19 protein-coding genes are annotated in these 18908 nt (G+C 68.7%); 9 read left to right on the top strand and 10 right to left on the bottom strand.

What is annotated here, in order from left to right; all coding sequences use genetic code 11:
- Positions 1–184: 184 nt before the first annotated feature.
- A complete protein-coding gene (locus H8F26_RS05300; RefSeq protein ID WP_197158024.1) occupies positions 185–2374 on the bottom strand; it encodes an AIR synthase-related protein in 2190 nt (729 codons plus the stop codon).
- Positions 2364–3464, bottom strand: coding sequence for a UDP-glucose 4-epimerase GalE (gene galE / locus H8F26_RS05295; protein ID WP_197158022.1), 1101 nt, complete (start codon positions 3462–3464; stop codon positions 2364–2366). Before galE ends, H8F26_RS05300 begins: the two co-directional genes overlap by 11 nt.
- A 95-nt stretch (positions 3465–3559) precedes the next feature.
- Here galE and hisS point away from each other — a divergent pair, with 95 nt between their 5' ends.
- The 4 genes from hisS to H8F26_RS05275 all read left to right on the top strand — a co-directional run bounded on the left by hisS (position 3560) and on the right by H8F26_RS05275 (position 8521).
- Positions 3560–4873, top strand: a complete 1314-nt coding sequence (gene hisS / locus H8F26_RS05290; protein ID WP_197159002.1) for a histidine--tRNA ligase — start codon at positions 3560–3562, stop codon at positions 4871–4873.
- 49 nt (positions 4874–4922) lie between these two features.
- A complete protein-coding gene (locus tag H8F26_RS05285) occupies positions 4923–6371 on the top strand; it encodes a nucleotide sugar dehydrogenase (RefSeq protein ID WP_197158020.1) in 1449 nt (482 codons plus the stop codon).
- 4 nt (positions 6372–6375) lie between these two features.
- On the top strand, positions 6376–7338 hold the full coding sequence (locus H8F26_RS05280) for a UDP-glucuronic acid decarboxylase family protein (protein ID WP_197158018.1): 963 nt from the start codon (positions 6376–6378) through the stop codon (positions 7336–7338).
- A 154-nt stretch (positions 7339–7492) separates the two neighbouring features.
- Positions 7493–8521 (top strand): NAD-dependent epimerase, encoded by a 1029-nt coding sequence (locus H8F26_RS05275; RefSeq protein WP_197158016.1) that lies wholly within the window; start codon positions 7493–7495, stop codon positions 8519–8521.
- Between the two features lie 132 nt (positions 8522–8653).
- Here H8F26_RS05275 and H8F26_RS05270 read toward each other — a convergent pair whose 3' ends face one another.
- The 6 genes from H8F26_RS05270 to H8F26_RS05245 form a co-directional block, all read right to left on the bottom strand.
- Positions 8654–8854 carry a photosystem II reaction center protein J gene (locus tag H8F26_RS05270; protein WP_197158014.1) on the bottom strand — a complete coding sequence of 67 codons (201 nt, stop codon included), beginning with the start codon at positions 8852–8854 and terminating at the stop codon, positions 8654–8656.
- 15 nt (positions 8855–8869) lie between these two features.
- Complete coding sequence (locus tag H8F26_RS05265) at positions 8870–8989, bottom strand: photosystem II reaction center protein L (protein WP_197158012.1); 120 nt, start codon at positions 8987–8989, stop codon at positions 8870–8872.
- 10 nt (positions 8990–8999) lie between these two features.
- Entirely contained in the window at positions 9000–9137 is a 138-nt protein-coding gene (gene psbF / locus H8F26_RS05260) for a cytochrome b559 subunit beta (protein ID WP_197158010.1), read from the bottom strand.
- Between the two features lie 3 nt (positions 9138–9140).
- Positions 9141–9389 carry a cytochrome b559 subunit alpha gene (gene psbE, locus H8F26_RS05255; RefSeq protein ID WP_197158008.1) on the bottom strand — a complete coding sequence of 83 codons (249 nt, stop codon included), beginning with the start codon at positions 9387–9389 and terminating at the stop codon, positions 9141–9143.
- Between the two features lie 118 nt (positions 9390–9507).
- Positions 9508–10521, bottom strand: coding sequence for a photosynthesis system II assembly factor Ycf48 (locus H8F26_RS05250; RefSeq protein WP_197158006.1), 1014 nt, complete (start codon positions 10519–10521; stop codon positions 9508–9510).
- Between the two features lie 38 nt (positions 10522–10559).
- Positions 10560–10973: a rubredoxin gene (locus H8F26_RS05245; RefSeq protein ID WP_197158004.1), complete on the bottom strand. Its 414-nt coding sequence runs from the start codon at positions 10971–10973 to the stop codon at positions 10560–10562.
- Between the two features lie 117 nt (positions 10974–11090).
- On the opposite strand from H8F26_RS05245, the gene H8F26_RS05240 reads away from it, so the two are divergent.
- The 3 genes from H8F26_RS05240 to H8F26_RS05230 are packed head-to-tail and all read left to right on the top strand — an operon-like array spanning position 11091 to position 12826.
- Positions 11091–11453, top strand: coding sequence for an NAD(P)H-quinone oxidoreductase subunit 3 (locus H8F26_RS05240; RefSeq protein ID WP_197158002.1), 363 nt, complete (start codon positions 11091–11093; stop codon positions 11451–11453).
- 34 nt (positions 11454–11487) lie between these two features.
- Entirely contained in the window at positions 11488–12258 is a 771-nt protein-coding gene (gene nuoB / locus H8F26_RS05235) for an NADH-quinone oxidoreductase subunit NuoB (protein WP_197158000.1), read from the top strand.
- A gap of 7 nt (positions 12259–12265) precedes the next feature.
- Positions 12266–12826, top strand: coding sequence for an NAD(P)H-quinone oxidoreductase subunit J (locus H8F26_RS05230; protein ID WP_197157998.1), 561 nt, complete (start codon positions 12266–12268; stop codon positions 12824–12826).
- Between the two features lie 128 nt (positions 12827–12954).
- On the opposite strand, the gene yvcK is transcribed toward H8F26_RS05230, so the two are convergent.
- A complete protein-coding gene (yvcK, locus tag H8F26_RS05225; RefSeq protein WP_197159001.1) occupies positions 12955–14310 on the bottom strand; it encodes a gluconeogenesis factor YvcK family protein in 1356 nt (451 codons plus the stop codon).
- Positions 14311–14737: 427 nt separating this feature from the next.
- Here yvcK and H8F26_RS05220 point away from each other — a divergent pair, with 427 nt between their 5' ends.
- Both H8F26_RS05220 and H8F26_RS05215 read left to right on the top strand, forming a co-directional pair.
- The gene (locus tag H8F26_RS05220) at positions 14738–15481 is read left to right on the top strand and encodes an ABC transporter ATP-binding protein (protein ID WP_197159000.1); all 744 of its coding nucleotides are present in this window, start codon (positions 14738–14740) and stop codon (positions 15479–15481) included.
- Between the two features lie 3 nt (positions 15482–15484).
- Positions 15485–16525 carry an MlaD family protein gene (locus H8F26_RS05215; protein ID WP_197157996.1) on the top strand — a complete coding sequence of 347 codons (1041 nt, stop codon included), beginning with the start codon at positions 15485–15487 and terminating at the stop codon, positions 16523–16525.
- Between the two features lie 42 nt (positions 16526–16567).
- Here H8F26_RS05215 and H8F26_RS05210 read toward each other — a convergent pair whose 3' ends face one another.
- A complete protein-coding gene (locus H8F26_RS05210) occupies positions 16568–18703 on the bottom strand; it encodes a putative cobaltochelatase (RefSeq protein ID WP_197157994.1) in 2136 nt (711 codons plus the stop codon).
- Between the last annotated feature and the right edge of the window lie 205 nt (positions 18704–18908).

Raw genomic sequence — 18908 nt, 5'->3', positions numbered from 1 at the left:
CCAGCCCCACCGGCGTGGACTCCTGCCGTGCGGAGCTGTGTCTTCGGACGCGATCACGGCATGAAGTCGTGGCCATAGGCAGGGCTGCGCGGAGATCAGGTCTGGCCGCAACGTTGTCGGGGGGGATTCCAGCACAGGCCCCCATAGCCGCAGCGGTCACCGCTGTTCGGGCGCTTGGCCTCGATCAGGCTTCGACCACTTCACCGATCACGCTGGCCTGTTCAAACCCGGTTGCTGCCAGGGCCTCCAGGGCATCGGCGACCTGGGCCGCCGGCAGAGCGGCCAGGAGGGGGCCACAGGTCTGCGGATCGATCAGCAGCCCCAACCGGGAGCCTGGGGCTGGCTGGTCCAGTCGGATCGGGCCGTCCAGCGTGGCCAGGGCTGCCGCATTGTCGGGGGCGAGGCTGCTGGCGAAGCCCTCCTCCAGCAGCTCCAGAGCACCGGCCAGGGCGGGTACCGCAGCGGCGCGCAGCCGCACGGCCAAGGGAGGGGGTCCTTCGCCGCGACCGATCCCGAGCATCTCGCCCAGGTGTCCCAGCAACCCGAAGCCGGTGATGTCGGTGCAGGCCCGGCAGCCGTGACGCGCCAGCAGCGGCACCAGATCCGCCTGGCTGCGCTGCATCTCGGCCAGGGCCGCGGCGATCCACTCCGGCCGGGCCGCGCCGGCCATGGCGGCGGCAAACAGCACGCCACTGCCGATCGGCTTCATGATCAGCAGCTGATCCCCGGGGCTCAGGCCGCCCTTGGGCCACAGCTGCTCTGGCGGGGCAACGCCGTTCACTGTGAGCACCAGGGTGATCCGTTGGCCGGGTGGCTCAGCAGCGGCCTGCCTCTGTGCCGCTGCACCCACCCCGTCAGACAGCTCCTGGCGCTCCTCGAGGGTGTGGCCGCCGATCAGAGAGGCTCCCATCGGCTCCAGCACCGAGCGGATCCCGGCCAGGGTCTGGACCAGCAGCTCCTCCTGCAGGCTGGGCCCCACAGCCGGCAGGGTCACGGCCGCCTGAACGCTGTGCACCGAGGCACCGCAGGCCCAGAGATCGCTGCAGGCATGCAGGGTTGTGAGCCGGGCATTCAGCCAGGGGTCACTCAGCAGGGCTGGGAACCCATCCACGCTCTGCAGCCAATGCTCACCGTTGGCGCCGCGGCCCAGTTCCACCGCATCCTCCGGCGCCGGTGGATGGCTGCTGCCACTGACGCGGGCCAGGGCGGCGGTCAGGGGCGCCGCGGCCAGCTTGGCGGCGCAGCCGCGACAGGCCATCGGCTCGCCATCGGCGGTCTGCATCGGCCGCAGGGCCGTGAACAGCTCCAGAAAACTCCGGTCGATCTGCTCCTTCCAGCGCCAGAGCCACCCCGCCGGCCCAATCGCCAAGGGGCCCCACAGCGCCACCGCCTGGCGGGGAGGCCCCGGTAGGCCCAGCAGTTGCAGGGCCCGCCGCTGGGGCCGCCAGGGCCGCAGGGGGCGCCCGATCAGGCTGCGCTCCAGGTTGGTGGCCAGCACCGGCGCAGACCGCACAGCCCAGACCCCCGAGGCCGCACGCGGATCTATTCCAATCAGGCCGCAATCTCCGCTGGCAAAGATCGTCGCCTCACCGATCACCCGCAGGCTCGAATCGGTGATCACCCGGCCCGAGGTCGGCTCCACCGGCAGACCCGCGGCGGCCAGCCAGGCCGGGGCCCGGCTGCCGGTGCAGGCCAGATCAGCCGGGGCATTCTCCGGCTGGTGGCGCTGCACGCCGATGCCGGCGGCCGCCAGCAGCCGTTCGCCCAGACGGTTGGCGGCGGCCGAGCCGAGATGGAGCTCCGCTCCGCGCAGCAGCAGAGCGCAGGCGATCCCCCGCCCTCGCAGGGCCAGGGCCAGCTCCACGGCGGCGGCGCCACCGCCGCGGATCCGCAGGCTGCCTCCGGCGCTGGGGGTCAGGCCGTCGCAGTAGTCCAGAAAGGGCTCCAACGGCTTCACCGGCACGGGAGCCTCTGGCACCCCTCCATCGCCAGCCTCCACTCCTGCTGCCGGTGCGGTCACAGCTCCCACATCGAGGCTGAGCCGGTCCCAGCGCAGCGCCGGCCGGCCGGCCAGGTGCACCTCCCTCTTCCGGAGATCCAGCCCGGTGATCTCCGCCTCCACGAAGGCCGCCCCCGCCAGATGGCAGAGGCGCCGCAGGTCGATGGCACAGGCGTGGCGGTCGTACCAGCCGGCCACCAGCCCCGGCACCATGCCCGAATAGAAGGCCGTGCCGGAGCGGCTCACCAGGGTGACCAGGGCGGCCGGCCGCCGCTCGGGCCGCATCGCCCAGCTCCGCAGCACCAGGGCATGGCTGTGGCCGCCGCCGGCCAGCACCAGGTGCTGCTGCGGGAGCCTGCGGCTCTCAGGGGCCATAGCCGCGGGGGTTGGCGCTCTGCCAGGCCCAGCCATCCCGGCAGATGTCCGCCAGGCTGCGCCGGGTGCGCCAGCCCAGCCGCTTGCTGGCCAGGCTGGGATCGGCCACCGTGGTGGCGGCGTCCCCCGGTCGGCGATCGACCAGCTCATAGGGCAGGCGATGGCCGCAGGCCGCCTCGAAGGCGCGCACCACGTCCAGCACCGAATGGCCCTGGCCGCTGCCCAGATTCACGGTGAGCAGCTGGGGCTCTTCCCGCAGCAGCGTGTCGAGGGCGGCCCGGTGCCCATCGGCCAGATCCATGACGTGGATGTAGTCGCGCACGCCGGTGCCGTCCGGGGTGGGCCAGTCGCTGCCGAAGATCTGCAGCGTCTGGCGCCGGCCCACCGCCACCTGGCTGAGGTAGGGGAAGAGGTTGTTGGGGATCCCCTCGGGGTCTTCACCGATGCGGCCGCTGGGGTGGGATCCCACCGGGTTGAAGTAGCGCAGCCGGGCGATGCGCCAGCCGGACTCGCTCGCTGCCACATCAGCCAGCACCTGCTCCACCGCCGCCTTGGAGTGGCCGTAGGGGTTGATCGGCTGAATCGGGGCCGTCTCCGGAATCGGCACCGCCTCCGGATAACCGTAGAGGGTGGCGCTGCTGCTGAACACGATCGTGCGGCAGCCATGGCGGCGCATCGCCTCCAGCAGCCGCAGGCTGCCGCCCAGGTTCGTGTCCCAGTAGCGCAGCGGTTCCGCCACCGATTCCCCCACAGCCTTGAGGCCGACGCAGTGCACCACCGCCGCGATGCCGGGCGGGGTGATGTCGCCGGGGGTGGCGCCGTCCGGGGTGGGAGTGAAGGCCGTGTCCAGATCGTCGGCACAGCGCACATCCCCTTCCACCAGACGTAACCGCACCGCGCCGTCGCCATCGCGCCAGGGCCCGCCTGCCTCTCCCTCCAGGCCGCCCAGCTCCGCCACCCGCCGCAGCGCCTCCGGCGAGCTGTTGTCGAAGTTGTCGAGTACCACCAGCGCATGCCCCGCCTCAAGCAGCGCCACGCAGCAGTGGCTGCCGATGAAGCCGGCGCCGCCAGTGATCAGCAGAAGGGCCATGGCGGGCAGGGGAAGCGGGCCTGGCTTCAGGGTACGGACAGCCTGCGATCCCGCAGACTGTCTGCAATGACGGGGCGGGCCGGCACGGGGCGATGGTGGAGAAGCTGCAGAGTCTGCGGGGCATGGTTGATCTGCTGCCCGCCTCCATCGGCCTGTGGCAGCACGTGGAGGCCACGGCCCGCGACCATTTCCGCCGGGCCCGCATCGCCGAGATCCGCACCCCCCTGCTGGAGGTGACGGAGCTGTTCGCCCGCGGCATCGGTGAGGCCACCGATGTGGTGGGGAAGGAGATGTACACCTTTCTCGACCGGGGCGAGCGCAGCTGCACCCTGCGGCCGGAGGGCACCGCCTCGGTGGTGCGCGCGGCGATTCAGCACGGCCTGCTCAGCCAGGGGCCGCAACGGCTCTGGTATGGCGGGCCGATGTTCCGCTACGAGCGCCCTCAGGCGGGCCGGCAGCGCCAGTTCCATCAGATCGGCGTCGAGCTGCTCGGCTTCCCCGATGCCCGCAGCGATGTGGAGGCGATCGCCATCGCCTGGGATCTGCTCGCCGATCTGGGGGTGGGCGGTCTGGCCCTCGAGCTCAACACCCTCGGAGCTCCCGAGGACCGGATCCGTTACCGCACCGAGCTCCTGGCCTGGCTGGAGGCCCATCGGCAGCAGCTCGATCCCGACTCCCAGGCCCGCATCCAGACGAACCCCCTGCGGGTGCTCGATTCCAAGCACCCTGGAACCCAGGAACTGCTGGCGGGTGCGCCGGCCCTGGCCGACGCCCTCAGCGGCGAGAGCCATGAGCGCTTCACCCAGGTGCGCCAGGGGCTCGAGGCCCTCGGCATTCCCTTCACGCTCAATCCGCGGCTGGTGCGCGGCCTCGACTACTACAGCCACACCGCCTTCGAGATCACCAGCGATCAGCTGGGCGCCCAGGCCACCGTGTGTGGCGGCGGCCGCTACGACGGCCTGGTGCAGCAGCTGGGTGGGGCGGCGACGCCGGCGATCGGCTGGGCCCTCGGCATGGAGCGGCTGGTGTTGTTGCTGCAGCAATCGGAGGCCCAGCCCTGGATGGCGGCCGCAGCGCCGCAGGTGTATCTGGTGAACCGGGGCGACCGAGCCGAGGCCGTGGCGCTGCAGCTGTGCCGTGATCTGCGCCGCACGGGAATCGCCGTGGAGCTCGATGCCAGTGGCGCCGCCTTTGGCAAGCAGCTGCGGCGGGCGGATCGCCAGGGCGCCGCCTGGGCGGTGGTGATCGGCGACGAGGAGGCAGTCGCCGGCGAGGCCCTGCTCAAGGACCTGCGGCGCTGCGAAGCGCCCGGAGTCGAGGCTGAAACCGTGGCGGATCGGACGAGTCCGGGCCGGAGGCTGGCGTTGGTTGAGATACCAGCGCAACTGGCGCATCTGCTGGCTTGCTGAGCCCGGGGCCTCAGCTCCCCTTAACCTCGCCCCACCGCGAACCGCTACGATGACTGCCGCTTCAGGGATCCGCACCATCTGCTGCATCGGTGCGGGCTACGTGGGCGGCCCGACCATGGCGGTGATCGCCGATCGCTGCCCCCACCTGCAGGTGACGGTGGTGGATCTCAACGCTGCCCGCATCGCCGCCTGGAACGATGCCGATCTCAGCCGCCTGCCGGTCTATGAACCGGGTCTGGATGCGGTGGTGGGCCGCGCCCGGGGCCGGAACCTGCACTTCAGCACCGAGGTGGACGCGGCGATCGCGGCGGCCGACATGGTGTTCCTCTCGGTCAACACTCCCACCAAGACCCGCGGGCTGGGGGCTGGTCAGGCCAGTGATCTGCGCTGGATCGAGGCCTCGGCCCGCCAGGTGGCCCGCTGCGCCCGGGGCCACACGATCGTCGTGGAGAAAAGCACCCTGCCGGTGCGCACCGCCGAAGCGGTGAAGGCGATCCTGGAGGCGGCTCAGGGGGAGGCCGAGGCCCGAGAAGATGCCGGTGGACCGGCCGCCAAAAGTTTTGCGGTGCTCTCCAATCCCGAATTCCTGGCGGAAGGCACGGCGATCGGCGATCTGGAGCAACCCGATCGGGTGTTGATCGGCGGCGAGGATCCGGCCGCGATCGAGGCCCTGGCCGCGATCTACGGCCACTGGGTGGCGCCGGAGAAGATCCTGCGCACCAACCTCTGGAGCAGTGAACTGTCCAAGCTCACCGCCAATGCGTTTCTGGCGCAGCGGATCAGCTCGATCAACAGCATCGCCGCCATCTGTGAAGCCACCGGAGCGGATGTGCAGGAGGTGGCTCGGGCGATCGGCACGGACAACCGCATTGGTGCCCGCTTCCTGGCGGCGGGCCCCGGCTTCGGTGGCAGCTGTTTCCAGAAGGACATCCTCAACCTGGTGTACCTCTGCCACCACTACGGCCTGCCGGAGGTGGCGACGTACTGGGAGCAGGTGGTGCGGCTCAACAGCTGGCAACAGCACCGCATCAGCCGGTTGGTGGTGCAGAAACTGTTCGGCACCGTCACCGGCAAGCGCCTGGCGGTGCTGGGCTTCGCCTTCAAGGCCGACACCAACGACACCCGCGAAGCGCCGGCAATCCGCATCTGCCACGATCTGCTCGAGGAGGGGGCGCAGCTGAGCCTCCATGATCCCAAGGTGAGCACGCAACAGATCGAACGGGACCTGGCCCAGGCGGCGGTGGCCCCCGCAGCCGCGGCTCAGGCGGCTCAGGCGGGGGAGGGGAGCTGGCGACGTGCAGCCACCGTCGATGAAGCCGTGCAGGGCGCCGATGCGGTCCTGCTGCTCACCGAATGGAGCGACTACCGCCATCTCGACTGGTCGGCCCTGATGGCTCGGATGCGCCAGCCGGCCTGGTTGTTCGACGCCCGCGGCGTTGCCGATGCGGTGGCGGCTCGGGCCGCTGGCCTGCGGGTCTGGCGGGTAGGGGAGGGCTGAAGCGATGATCCCGACCCCATCACTGCGCTCTGGCCCCCTGCGCAATCTGGTGACCGGTGGCGCCGGTTTCGTGGGCTCCCATCTGGTCGATCGGCTGATGCAGGCCGGCGAGGAGGTGCTCTGCCTCGACAACTACTTCACCGGCCGCAAGGCCAACATCGCCCAGTGGATCGGCCATCCCCGCTTCGAGCTGATCCGTCACGATGTGACCGAGCCGATCCAGTTGGAGGTGGACCGGATCTGGCACCTGGCCTGTCCCGCATCGCCAGTGCACTACCAGTTCAATCCGATCAAGACTGCCAAAACAAGTTTTCTCGGCACCTACAACATGCTCGGTCTGGCCCGGCGGGTAAGGGCAAGGCTGCTGCTGGCCAGCACCAGCGAGATCTATGGCGATCCGGAGGTCCATCCCCAGCCCGAGAGTTACAGGGGGTGCGTCAACACAATCGGCATTCGCTCCTGCTATGACGAGGGCAAGCGGGTGGCTGAAACACTCTGTTTCGACTACCGGCGCATGCACGGAACCGAAGTGCGGGTGGCGCGCATCTTCAATACCTATGGGCCCCGCATGCTTCCGGATGACGGCCGGGTGGTGAGCAACTTCATCGTGCAGGCGCTGCAGGGTCAACCCCTGACGCTGTATGGCGATGGCCAGCAGACGCGATCGTTCTGCTATGTGGATGACCTGGTGGAGGGACTGATCCGCCTGATGAACGGCGCCCATACCGGCCCGATCAACCTGGGCAATCCTGGCGAGTTCACCATCCGGGAGTTGGCCGAACTGGTGCGTACTCGCATCAATCCTGGCCTCGAACTCGTGCTGCAGCCCCTCCCCCAGGATGATCCCCGCCAGCGGCAACCGATCATCGAGCTGGCCCAGCGAGAACTGGGCTGGGAGCCCACGATCCCCCTGGAGCAGGGCCTCGAGCCCACCATCGCTGATTTCCGCCGCCAGCTGGGCCTCTGAGAACGGGATTTCTGATCACGGGTTCCCCTGGGTGAGCACGGGTTGTCCTGGGAAGGATGTCTCGATCGGGCTTCTCCCTGGGGTGGCAGGCTGAGGGGTGGCCGTCGCCGGAGCCCTGACCGGAGATGCGCCCGTTCCCCTGCCCTGTCTGCCCATGACCCCCGCGCAGCGTCCCACCCTCGTGACCGGTGCCGCCGGCTTCATCGGCGCCGAGGTGGTGTTGCGACTGCTGGAACGGGGCGAGCCTGTGGTGGGGCTCGACAACCTCAACACCTACTACGACCCGGCCCTCAAGCAGGCTCGCCTGGAGCGGCTGCAGCACCATCCCGCCGCCGCCTTTCACTTCGTGCGGATGGATCTGGAGGATCGGGCCGCTATGGAGGGCCTGTTCGCCGAGCAGCGACCGCGGCGGGTGGTGCACCTCGCCGCCCAGGCAGGGGTGCGCTATTCCCTGGAGAATCCGGCCGCCTATATCCAGAGCAATCTGGTGGGTTTCGGTCACATTCTTGAGGGTTGCCGCCATCACGGCGTTGAGCATCTGGTCTATGCCTCCAGCAGCTCGGTGTATGGCGGCAACCGCGAGATGCCCTTCTCGGAGCAGCACGCCGTCAATCATCCGGTGAGCCTCTATGCGGCCACCAAGAAGGCGAATGAACTGATGGCTCACACCTACAGCCATCTCTACGGCCTGCCGGCCACCGGTCTGCGCTTCTTCACCGTGTATGGCCCCTGGGGCCGGCCGGACATGGCCCCGATGCTGTTTGCGCGCGCGATCCTGGCGGGTGAGCCGATCCGGGTGTTCAACCACGGCCGCATGCAGCGCGACTTCACCTACATCGATGACATTGTCGAGGGGGTGATCCGCTGCAGCGACAAGCCGGCCACAGCGGATCCTCACTTCGATCCCCTTCATCCGAACCCGGCCACCGCGGCGGTGCCGCACCGGGTGTTCAACATCGGCAATTCCCAGCCCACCGAGCTGCTGCGTTTCATCGCCGTGCTGGAGCAGGCCCTCGGGCGCCAGGCGATCCAGGACCTGCAGCCGATGCAGCCGGGCGATGTGCCCGCCACCGCCGCCGATACCCAGGCCCTGGAGGCCTGGGTGGGGTTCCAGCCCGCCACCCCGATCGAGGTGGGGGTGGAGCGGTTTGCTCAGTGGTATCGGGAGTACCACGGACTCTGACCCTGCCCAGGCCAGCAGCCTGGTGGTGCTTGGCAGTCAGAAAGTCATTTCATCAAAAAAGGGGCCTTCAGGCCCCTTGCTGCTCCATCGGCCAAAAGGGCCGTGCGAGATGAATCGAATGCTCAGGTCCGCTCAGGCGGAACCGACACCCACGTAGGAGCCGTAGAAGAACAGGCCCACCACAAAGATCACAGCCATGCCGCCGGCAGTGGCGACCAGCCAGAGGGGAAGGGTTCCCTCTGTCCAGCGGGAACGCCAGGCCACAGCGGGGCGCCCATCGGGCAGACGATCGGGAATCCGACCGTCGGGCATGGACATTTTCTTGCCGCTCATCGTGAATCCTCCCGATCAGTTGAAGAAGTAGCTGCTGAACAGCACACCGGTGACGAACACGAACAGCAGCCCCAGATAGAGGCTGGTGCGGTTCAGTTCGACCGGAAGGTTGTTCGGATTGGGATTGCGTTGCATGGGGACGACCTCAGCGGCGGACAAACTGCATGGCAGCCAGGGCGCCCAGGAAAAACACCGTGGGGATGCCGAGGGCGTGAACCGAAAGCCAGCGCACCGTGAAGATCGGGTAATTGCGTGGCGTGGTGGGGGCGGGAGTCTGGGTCATGACTTACTGCAGGCGCAGGTCGAGTTGGCTCTTGCCCTCGTAGCGCTGGCTCACAACAGGAGCCTTGCTTTCCTGGGCCTGGAAATAGGCATCCGGACGAGGCGTGCCGAAGGCGTCATAGGCCAGGCCCGTGGACACGAACATGAAGCCGGCCAGGAAGATGGCAGGCAGGGTCACCGCGTGGATGACCCAGTAACGGATGCTCGTGATGATTTCGAAGAACGGGCGTTCTCCTGTAGAGCCGGCAGCCATGGCGACAAGCGTTCAGCTCGGCGATCCTAGGGGGGTGGCGGCAGGGGACGGGAGCCCCTGCCTGGCTTGGTTACAAAGGTTGGCGGGGCTCAGCCTGGCGCGGCTCGGCCCAGCCCGATCAGCCCACCCAGCGCAGCAGCGATCCCCGCTCGCCCAGCACGAAGCCCTTGCCATCCGGCAGGAAGGCGATCCGGCTGAAGTTGGTGGGCTGGGCGGCACCCACCGGATCCTTCTGCCAGGTCTTGCCACCGTCGGGGCTGGTGAGCAGGGTGCCGCTGCCGCCGCCGGTCCAGATGGCGCCGCTCGGATCCCAGGCCATGTCGAGATAGCCATAGCCGTTCGTGATCGGGATCACCGGCTTGCTCCAGTCGTCGACGTTGGCGGCATCGGAGTTGAAGCGCAGCTGGGCGCCGCGGGTCACCATCCAGAGGTTGCCGTTGGGCTGGAAGCCGAGGGATTGCACCCGTTGGCTGCTCACCCGCTGGTGGGGCTGCCAGGTGGGCTGACCCGGATCCCAGGTGGCGAAGAAGTTGCCGAGGCTGCTGACGCTCACATAGCGGCCGTCGGGGCTGCGGCGCAGATCACGCACGGCACCGGCGGCGTCACTCACCTCGGCCTGCCAGCTCTGGCCGCCATCGCGAGTGCGATAAACAGCGCCCACGTTGGTGGCCAGTTCAGCCTCTCCCTTGCCCAGGGCGGTGATCAGGTACGGCTCACCGGGCAGCTTGGTGTCGAGGAAGAGGCGGCTCCAGCTCTGGCCGGCGTCGGTGCTGTGCAGCAGCAGGCCGGGCTGGCCGGCGATCCAGCCCTCTTTGCCGTTGAAGTCGATGCTGAGCAGGCGGAAGTTCTCCTCCTCCGGCAGATCGAGGGCGCGCTGGGCCCAGCTGGCACCTCCGTCGTTGGTTTCGAGGATCAGCCGGTTGCTGCCCACCAGGAAGCCGTGGCTCTGATCGCTGAAGGCCAGATCGAGGGGGTTGGAGCTGGTGTCGAGGGGCACGGGCTGCCAGGGGCTGGCACTGGCGATCGGCAGGCCCGTTGTGACGCAACCGGAGAGCCCGAAGCCGAGGCCCACGAGCAGGACCAGGCTCAGCAGGGGACTGAACAGGCGTCGGGTCAGACGATGCAGGTGCATGGCAGGGGGGAGAACGGAGGAAGGGAAGCGAAGCCGATTCAGCGCAGCGAATACAGGGAGAGGAAAAAGGCGATCGCCAGGGCGAAGCTGCCGAAGATCAGCACATTCTTCTGACCGGGCGTCAGCCGGTTGACCCCCAGACCGAAGTTGAGGTTCTCCTCAAAACCGCTCGGCTTGTTGCGGGGGCCGATGTCCTTGAAGGCCCCCACCTTGCTGCGGCAGACCGGACAGCGAAAGCTGGCGGGGTCCAGGGCTGTGAAGGGGGTGCCCGCTTCGATGCCCACCTTGCGCACGCCCTCGGCGGGGTCGTAGACGAAGCCGCAGCTACGGCACTCGAAGCGATGGGTGTCGGGGTCGGAAACCGCAGGCGGCTCCGTCGTGGGTAGGGATTCGGCCGTGGCGCCCGCCCCTGGGGCGGCGATGGTGTCGCTGCTCTCGATCTCCGGACTCATCACCTGCCAGCCGACGGTGTCAAAACTCTATCGACCACGTTCCAACGCCGATTCCGCCGGAACTCGTCAGCGCCGGGAGGTGGATGCCAGACTGCCGCCCAGGTTGGTCCAGCCCGCATGTTCGTGCTTTCCGGCTACGACGCTTTTCTGGGGTTTCTGCTGATTTCAGCAGCCGTTCCCGTGCTGGCGCTCGTGGCCAACAAGGTGCTGTCTCCTCGGAGCCGGCAGGGCGAGCGTGAGCTCACCTACGAATCCGGCATGGAGCCGATGGGTGGCGCCTGGATTCAGTTCAATATCCGCTACTACATGTTCGCGCTCGTCTTCGTCGTCTTCGACGTCGAGACCGTGTTCCTCTACCCCTGGGCCGTGGCGTTCCATCGCCTCGGACTGCTCGCCTTCATCGAGGCCCTCGTCTTCATCGCCATCCTGGTGGTGGCCCTGGCCTACGCCTGGCGCAAGGGTGCCCTCGAGTGGAGCTGATTCGTCGTTACGGCCCCGGCGCCGACGTGTTGCCATGACCCTCACGCCTTCCTCCCCGTCCAGCGGTGAGCTCCCCTCGATCGGGGCTCTGCGCGATCTGCGCGCCGCCAGCTGCAGCCCCACGGGTGCCCCCACGATCACCTCGGATCTGTCCGAGAACGTGATTCTCACCAGCCTCGATGACCTGCACAACTGGGCCCGCCTGAGCAGTCTCTGGCCCCTGCTCTACGGCACTGCCTGCTGCTTCATTGAGTTCGCGGCCCTGATCGGCTCCCGCTTTGATTTCGACCGCTTCGGTCTGGTGCCACGCTCCAGCCCCCGTCAGGCGGACCTGCTGATCGTGGCCGGCACCGTGACCATGAAGATGGGCCCGGCCCTGGTGCGGCTCTACGAGCAGATGCCCGAGCCCAAGTACGTGATTGCCATGGGGGCCTGCACGATCACCGGCGGCATGTTCTCGGCTGACTCGACCACCGCCGTGCGCGGCGTCGACAAGCTGATCCCCGTGGACCTCTACCTGCCGGGCTGCCCGCCGCGGCCGGAGGCGATCTTTGATGCCGTGATCAAGCTGCGCAAGAAGGTGGGCAACGAAGCCCTGGCTGAGCGCGGCAACCTGCGTCCCACGCACCGTTATTGCACGATTCCGCATCAGCTCAAGGCGGTGGCGCCGATCGTGGATGGCCGCTACCTGCAGGCCGAGACCCAGAAGGCCGCCCTCGCCGCCGCCGCCGGTCTGCCGCTGGGGGCTCCTGTTTCCGATCCAGCGGCAGTCATCGCCGCCACCACCAGCCAGGCCGACGCCTGAGGACACCATGCCCGAGGACACCACCAGTTCCACCCCGGCCATCACCACTCCTGTGGCCGGTCCGATCAGCCAGTGGCTGAGCAGCCAGGGTTTTGAGCATGCCGTGCTGGAGGCCGACCATCTCGGTGTGGAGGTGCTCGGCGTGGAGCCCGACTTCCTGCCCGTGATCGTGGCGGCTCTCAAGGCGACAGGTTTTGACTACCTCCAATGCCAGGGCGGCTATGACGAAGGCCCAGGCGGTCGTCTGGTGAGCTTCTATCACCTGATCAAGCTGGCGGAGCTGGCTGATCCCACGGCGGTGGATCGCGTGCTCGCTGCCGAGGTGAAGCCCGAGGAGATTCGTCTCAAGGTGTTCCTGGCCCGCGATGGCGATCTCACCATCCCCACGCTCTACGGCCTGTTCCGGGGCGCCGACTGGCAGGAACGCGAGACCTTCGATATGTACGGCATTCGTTATGCCGGCCATCCCCATCCCAAGCGTCTGCTGATGCCGGAAGACTGGAAAGGCTACCCGCTGCGCAAAGACTATGTGCAGCCCGATTTCTACGAACTCCAGGACGCTTACTGATCCCCGTTGGATTGAGAGAGGGGCCTTGAAAACAGGCTTTCACCAGAATTGAGTGCACAAAACTGGTCTGACGAGGCAACCAGTAGAGGCGTCATCACGACTCGCCTGAAGATTCCGTGATTGCATCATCAGCTCACCCGCCGATGATGCTGCCGGTAGAAGCGCATCACCGCCAGCGCCACGCTCTTGGAATCGTGGCGCAGTGTGGCCCCCGGACGGCTTCCCTGCATCGGCGCCAGCATCACCTCATAGCCCTGGCTGGTCAGGCGGTGGGTATCGCACTCCACCGGCTCGGCACCGCGGCGGCGATAGGCCTCCACCAACGGCGAGGGACTGAGCTTCTCCTGAGCCAGCACCGCATCGAACAGCCTCTGGTCCACCCCCAGAGTGGCGAGCTGGGCCTCGATCGCCCGGAGATGGCCTTCGACATCGAGCCCGTCGGTCTCCCCGGGCTGGGTCATCAGGTTGCAGATGTAAAGGCGCGGAGCACGGCTCTGGCGAATCGCCGCCACCAGTTCCGGCACCAGCAGGTTCGGCAGCAGGGAGGTGTAGAGGCTGCCGGGACCCAGCACGATCAGATCGGCATGGGCGATCGCCTCGATGGCTCGGGGCAGGGCGGGCGGCCGTTCCGGGATGCAGCCGAGCCGCACGATCGGGCTGGAGGCATGGCCGATCGCCGATTCCCCCTCGATCCGATCGCCGTTCTCCAGCTCGGCCCAGAGGCGAACGTCGGCGTTGGTGGCCGGCACCACCTGGCCCTGGACCGCCAGCACCCGGCTGCTGGCGATGATCGCCGATTCGAGGCTGCCGGTGATGGCCGTGAGGGCCGACAGGAAGAGGTTGCCGAAACTGTGGCCTTCGAGACCACTGCCCGCCTGGAAGCGGTATTGGAACAGGCGGGTGAGCAGAGGCTCCTCACGGGCCAGGGCTGCCAGGCAGTTGCGGATGTCGCCCGGCGGCTGGACGCCCAGCTCTCGCCGCAGCACGCCGCTGCTGCCGCCGTCGTCGGCCACCGTGACGATCGCGGTGATGTTGCCGCTGTAGCGCTTCAGGCCGGAGAGCAGGGTGGAGAGCCCGGTGCCGCCGCCGATCGCCACGATGTTCGGGCCGCGGTTGAGCCGGCGCTGGGCCACGAGGGCATCCACCAGCACCGTGCCCTTCTCAGGAGCCAGGGCCCGCTGGATCGACCCGAAACTGCGGCTCTGGCCCCAGATCACCAGGGCCGCCCCCAGGAGCAGCACCAGCGGCCCGGTGATGCCCCGCGGCAGCACCTGGGTGACCTGAGCCAGCAGCCAGGTGAGCGTTTCGATCGTCCAGTAGATCGGTTTGAAATCCGCCCAGACCGCCGCTCCGAGCAGGGCGATCATCAGACCCAGGCCGGAGGTGAGCACCCAGCGCTTCACCACCAGGCCGGGCTGCAGCCAGCGGGCGGCCCGGCGGGAGCGGCTGACCAGATCACGGCGGCGCATGTCACCCCGACCCATCCAGCCGGGTCGTCGGGGTGGGCGTGGGGCGTGCCGGGTGCTCATCGCCCGTGGCCTCCCCTGTCGCCTCTGCGGCCGTCTGCCTGGCCCGTGCGGCTCCGCCAGGGCTCCCCGCAGACGAGGAGGCAAGGCAAGGGCTGGGAGCAGGACGCCATCGGCAAACCGGGCTGATCGAACTGTACGGATGAAACGGCGGGAGGGTGAAACCTCGGCTGGTTGCAGGCAGGATGGGAGCCTTGCGCTGTGGTCCGTGCCGGATGCTGTTCCTCTGCCGGCATCCCGACGCACCCAGTCCCACGGGGGTGTGGCGATGAAGGTCGCTGGGGCGGCGGAGCCTGGGTCGCTGGCTGATGGCTCGGCTGTTGCAGGGTCTGCTGTTGATGGGCCTGGGGGAAAGGTGCCCGTGGCCCAAATGCAGGGGGTGTCGATGCGCTGGGGTGAGAGCCTCGTGCTCGACGACATCAACCTGGTGGTGCATCCGGGCGAGCGCCTGGTGGTGGTGGGGCCCTCCGGATCGGGCAAATCAACGATCCTGCGGCTGCTGGCCGGCCTGCTGCTGCCCAGCGCCGGCAGCCTGCGGATCCACGGGCTGGAGCAGCGCTACCTGCGCCTGGATCAGCGCCAGCCACCGGATGTGCGCCTGGTGTTTCAGAACCCTGCCCTGCTGGCCTCGCTCACGGTGGGTGAAAACGTCGGCTTTCTGCTCTATCGCTACGGGCGGCTGGGCGAGGCCGAGATTCGCCGCCGGGTGGGCGACGCGCTTGCGGCCGTCGGACTGGCCGGCATCGAGGGAAAGATGCCCGGCGAACTCAGCGGTGGCATGCAGAAGCGGGTCAGCTTCGCCCGCGCCATCATCCAGGACCCCTCCCGGGCCGATGTCCAGGAGCCGCTGCTGTTGTTCGATGAGCCCACCGCCGGGCTCGATCCGGTGGCCTGTACCCGCATCGAGGATCTGATTGTCACCACCACCGACATGGCCCAGGCCTCCTCGGTGGTGGTGAGCCACGTGATGAGCACGATCGAGCGCTCCGGTGAGCGGCTCGTGCTCCTCTACGACGGCCGCTTTCGTTGGCAGGGCACCGTGGAGGAGTTCCGCAGCACCGATAATCCCTACGTCGAGCAGTTCCGGAGCGGCAGCTTGCGCGGACCCATGCAGCCCAAGGAAGTCTGAACGATGCGCCGCAGTGTCCGTGAAGCCCTGGTGGGCTTTTCCCTTCTCGCCGCCATCGTGGGTGGTGGCGCGCTCTGGCTCTGGCTGAAGGGCATCTCCCTGCGCCGCGACACCTGGACGGTGCAGGCCAGCTTCCAGGATGCCGCCGGCCTGGCGGATCGCTCGCCGGTCTCCTTCCGGGGTGTGCTGGTGGGCAATGTGCGCCGGGTGCGGGTCACCCCGGAGGCGGTGCTGGCTGATCTGGAGATCACCGATCCTGATCTCCGTCTGGCCCGCCCCACCCAGGCCCTGGTGGGCACCGGCTCGTTGCTGGGGGGAGATGCCGTGGTGGCGCTGGTGAGCAGCGGCAAACCCCTGCCGGCCAGCACGCCCGGGCCGCGCAGTCCGGGCTGCAACACCAAGCTGATGCTCTGCAACGGCAGCCGCATCGAGGGCGGCGCCCAGGCGAGTCTCGGCACCGTCACCGAGACGATGCAGCGGATCCTGGCCGAGAGCGAGCGCCAGAAGCTGGTGGACAAGCTGGTGGGAACCACCGTGAGTTTCGATCGCACCTCCAACGAGGCGGATCGCTTCCTGCGCGAGGCGCAGAAACTGGTGCAGGAGCTCAACACGGCCGTGAAGAAGGCCGATCCGATCCTGGACAATCTCAACACCGCCACCGTCGAGGCGGCCCAGGCCGGCCGGCATGTGCGCAACCTCACCGCCGCCCTGGACAACCCCCAGACCGTGAGCGAGCTCAAAGGCACTGTGACCAATGCCGAGAAGCTCACGGCCCGCTGGGAGGCGGTGGGCGGTGACGTGAACAAGCTCACGGGCGACCCCCAGTTCGTCGATGGGATCCGCAGCCTGGCCATCGGCCTGGGCAAGTTCTTCGAAGAGCTCTACCCCGCCCAGACCGGCCAGGCGCGTGACAAGGCGGCCCGGGAGAAGGCGGAACGCGAAAAGCGCGACCAGGCGGACCGGGAACAGGCGGATCGTGAAAAAGCTGGCAGCCCGTCGGTCTCGCGTGCCCGAACCAACCAGCCTCGCGCCGTGAGCCAGTGAAGAGGTGAAACGGTGAAAGCCTGAGGCCGGGACCGTTGCAGCTCAGACGCCGTTGATCGCTTCCAGGGCAATGGCGGCGATCGCCTGATCGCTGGCCTTGGGCAACTGCACGTACTTGCCGCCGGCGGCCTCGGCCAGTTCCTTGCCCATGCCGCTGCCGATGAACTTGCGCTCGGTGTCGATCACCAGCAGCTTCAGCCCCAGGGCGCGGTAACGGCCGGCCACCTGCTTCACCTCCTCCTTGAGGTCCACCGGTTCCTCGCCCTCCAGCTCGGGTTGGCCGAGGGAGCGGCTCAGGGGCACGTTGCCGCGGCCGTCGGTGATCGCCACCACCACCACCTGGCCCAGATCGCCGGTGGCGAGGGCATTGGCGCCCACCCGTGCCGCCTGGGAAAGACCATGGGCCAGGGGCGAACCGCCGCCGCAGGGCATCGATTCCAGCCGGCGCCGGGCCGCGGTGATCGATCGGGTGGGGGGCAGAAGCACCTCGGCCTGCTCACCGCGGAAGGGGATCAAGGCGACTTCGTCGCGGTTTTCGTAGGCCTCGGTGAGCAGCCGGATCACGGCACCCTTGGCGCTCTGCATGCGGTTGAGCGCCATCGAACCGCTGGCATCCACCAGGAAGATCACCAGGGCGCCGGCCTTGCGTTGCAGTTGCTTGGCCCGCAGGTCGCCATCCTCCACGATCACCGTTCGGTGCGGCTCCCGCTCCCGGCGGGCTTTCTGATACGGGGCGGCGGCCCGCAGGGTGGCATCCACGGCGATGCGCGTCACCGGGCCGCGGGGCAGCATCGGTTTCACGTAGCGACCGCGGGAATCGCTGAGCACCACGCTGCGCTTGCCGCTGCCGCCGCTGCGGGCCTTGGCAGCGTTGAACAGCAGCAGGTCGGGGTCGATGGCGATGGCTTCGGGGTCGAGCAGGAATTCCTCCGGCACCTGGGGAGGCGGCTGGTCGTCCGGGGTGTCGTCTTCGTCCTGGTCGTCGTCCTGGTCGTCGTCCTGGTTGTCCTCGTTCTGGTCGGGTTCATCGGGTTGCTCCGGCTCCTCCGGCGGTTGCTCCCCCTGGGGCGGTGGCGGCGGCGGCTCCATCGGCTGCTCGGGATCCGGGGGCGGCAGCTGCAGGGCCCGCGGCGCGATCACCAGGCGCACGGCCACCTGCAGGTCGTCGGCTTCCACCCGGTCGCGGCCGCTCAGGGCGGCGTGGGCGCGGGCCACCCGCACCGCATAGAGCTCGGAGCGGTGCCCTTCGACGCCGCCGCGCAGGGCCTCGGTCACCAGGTAGGTGATCTGCTCGCGGCTGATGCTCACGTCCGGCAACCACTGGCGGGCCAGCAGCAGCTGGGTGGCGAGGGCGTCGGTCTCCTCCTGCCACCGCTGCCGGAAGCTGTCGCTGGATTCGCCATGGGCCAGGGCGGAGCGGGTGATCTCGACGCGCTGATCCAGATCCAGCGACTGGTTGGCGCTCAGGGCGATGGCGAAGCGATCCAGCAGGTGGTCCCGCACCGCCCCCTCCTCGGGGTTGTAGGTGGCGATCAGCAGGCAGCGGCAGGGGTGGCTGAGGCTGAGCCCCTCCCGCTCGATCCGGTTCTCGCCGCTGCCCACCGCCGCCAGCAGGAGGTTGGTGATGCCGTCGTCCAGCAGATTGAGCTCGTCGACATAGAGCACGCCGCGGTGGGCTTCCGCCAGCAGGCCCGGCTGAAACACGGCCTGGCCGCTGGCCAGCGAGGCGGTCACGTCGACCGAGCCCACGAGCCGGTCTTCGGTGACACCCAGCGGCACCTGCACGAAGGGTGCCGGCACCACCCGGGTGGGCAGCAGGGCGCTGGGGTCGGCGCCGCTGGCATCGCCCCCCAGTTCGGTGATGCGACGGCGGGTCGCCTCGTCCCAGTCTTCCGGTCGGGTCGGATCGGCATTGAGGCTGTCCACGATCACATCGATCGGTGGCAGCAGCGCATGCAGACCCCGGGCCAGCACCGATTTGCCGGTGCCGCGTCCGCCGGCGATCACCACTCCGCCCAGGCCCGGATCCACCGCCGCCAGCAGCAGGGCCAGCTTCAGGGTGCCGTGGCCCGTGATCGCGGCCAGGGGGAAGGAGCGGGCGGCCTGGTCGGCGCTGGCCGTGGCCGGGGCCGTGGCGGCGGTGGGGGGACCGGAGGGGCTGGTGGCGCTGGCAACCATGGGGGAGGAGGAGGGCCCGCGCGGGGACGTTGTCTGACGTCCAGTCTCGCTGACCGATTGCGCCGCGGCTCTGCGGCCAGACGTCGCCGAGGCAACTCCTCGCTCTCCCGGCCAACCTGCTGGATCGGCTCCTGCCGAGCCTTGGCGCCCTGCTGCAAGACCGTGCTGCCGGCCGCCCGAGCTGCTGCCGCCTGGCTCCGGCCGC

Origin of the sequence: Synechococcus sp. CBW1006, from assembly GCF_015840525.1 — a bacterium.
Classification (GTDB): Bacteria; Cyanobacteriota; Cyanobacteriia; order PCC-6307; family Cyanobiaceae; genus CBW1002.
The sequence above is the reverse complement of the archived record's forward strand: the minus strand, read 5'-3'. Positions and strand labels throughout refer to the sequence as shown.

Excerpts from the sequence above, each read along its gene's own strand:
- H8F26_RS05300 (WP_197158024.1), bottom strand. The coding sequence starts at position 2,374 with ATGGCCCCTGAGAGCCGCAGGCTCCCGCAGCAGCACCTGGTGCTGGCC.
- galE (WP_197158022.1), bottom strand. The coding sequence starts at position 3,464 with ATGGCCCTTCTGCTGATCACTGGCGGCGCCGGCTTCATCGGCAGCCAC.
- H8F26_RS05285 (WP_197158020.1), top strand. The coding sequence starts at position 4,923 with ATGACTGCCGCTTCAGGGATCCGCACCATCTGCTGCATCGGTGCGGGC.
- H8F26_RS05280 (WP_197158018.1), top strand. The coding sequence starts at position 6,376 with ATGATCCCGACCCCATCACTGCGCTCTGGCCCCCTGCGCAATCTGGTG.
- H8F26_RS05275 (WP_197158016.1), top strand. The coding sequence starts at position 7,493 with ATGACCCCCGCGCAGCGTCCCACCCTCGTGACCGGTGCCGCCGGCTTC.
- H8F26_RS05270 (WP_197158014.1), bottom strand. The coding sequence starts at position 8,854 with ATGAGCGGCAAGAAAATGTCCATGCCCGACGGTCGGATTCCCGATCGT.
- H8F26_RS05265 (WP_197158012.1), bottom strand. The coding sequence starts at position 8,989 with ATGCAACGCAATCCCAATCCGAACAACCTTCCGGTCGAACTGAACCGC.
- psbF (WP_197158010.1), bottom strand. The coding sequence starts at position 9,137 with ATGACCCAGACTCCCGCCCCCACCACGCCACGCAATTACCCGATCTTC.
- psbE (WP_197158008.1), bottom strand. The coding sequence starts at position 9,389 with ATGGCTGCCGGCTCTACAGGAGAACGCCCGTTCTTCGAAATCATCACG.
- H8F26_RS05250 (WP_197158006.1), bottom strand. The coding sequence starts at position 10,521 with ATGCACCTGCATCGTCTGACCCGACGCCTGTTCAGTCCCCTGCTGAGC.
- H8F26_RS05245 (WP_197158004.1), bottom strand. The coding sequence starts at position 10,973 with ATGAGTCCGGAGATCGAGAGCAGCGACACCATCGCCGCCCCAGGGGCG.
- H8F26_RS05240 (WP_197158002.1), top strand. The coding sequence starts at position 11,091 with ATGTTCGTGCTTTCCGGCTACGACGCTTTTCTGGGGTTTCTGCTGATT.
- nuoB (WP_197158000.1), top strand. The coding sequence starts at position 11,488 with ATGACCCTCACGCCTTCCTCCCCGTCCAGCGGTGAGCTCCCCTCGATC.
- H8F26_RS05230 (WP_197157998.1), top strand. The coding sequence starts at position 12,266 with ATGCCCGAGGACACCACCAGTTCCACCCCGGCCATCACCACTCCTGTG.
- yvcK (WP_197159001.1), bottom strand. The coding sequence starts at position 14,310 with ATGGGTCGGGGTGACATGCGCCGCCGTGATCTGGTCAGCCGCTCCCGC.
- H8F26_RS05220 (WP_197159000.1), top strand. The coding sequence starts at position 14,738 with ATGCGCTGGGGTGAGAGCCTCGTGCTCGACGACATCAACCTGGTGGTG.
- H8F26_RS05215 (WP_197157996.1), top strand. The coding sequence starts at position 15,485 with ATGCGCCGCAGTGTCCGTGAAGCCCTGGTGGGCTTTTCCCTTCTCGCC.
- H8F26_RS05210 (WP_197157994.1), bottom strand. The coding sequence starts at position 18,703 with ATGGTTGCCAGCGCCACCAGCCCCTCCGGTCCCCCCACCGCCGCCACG.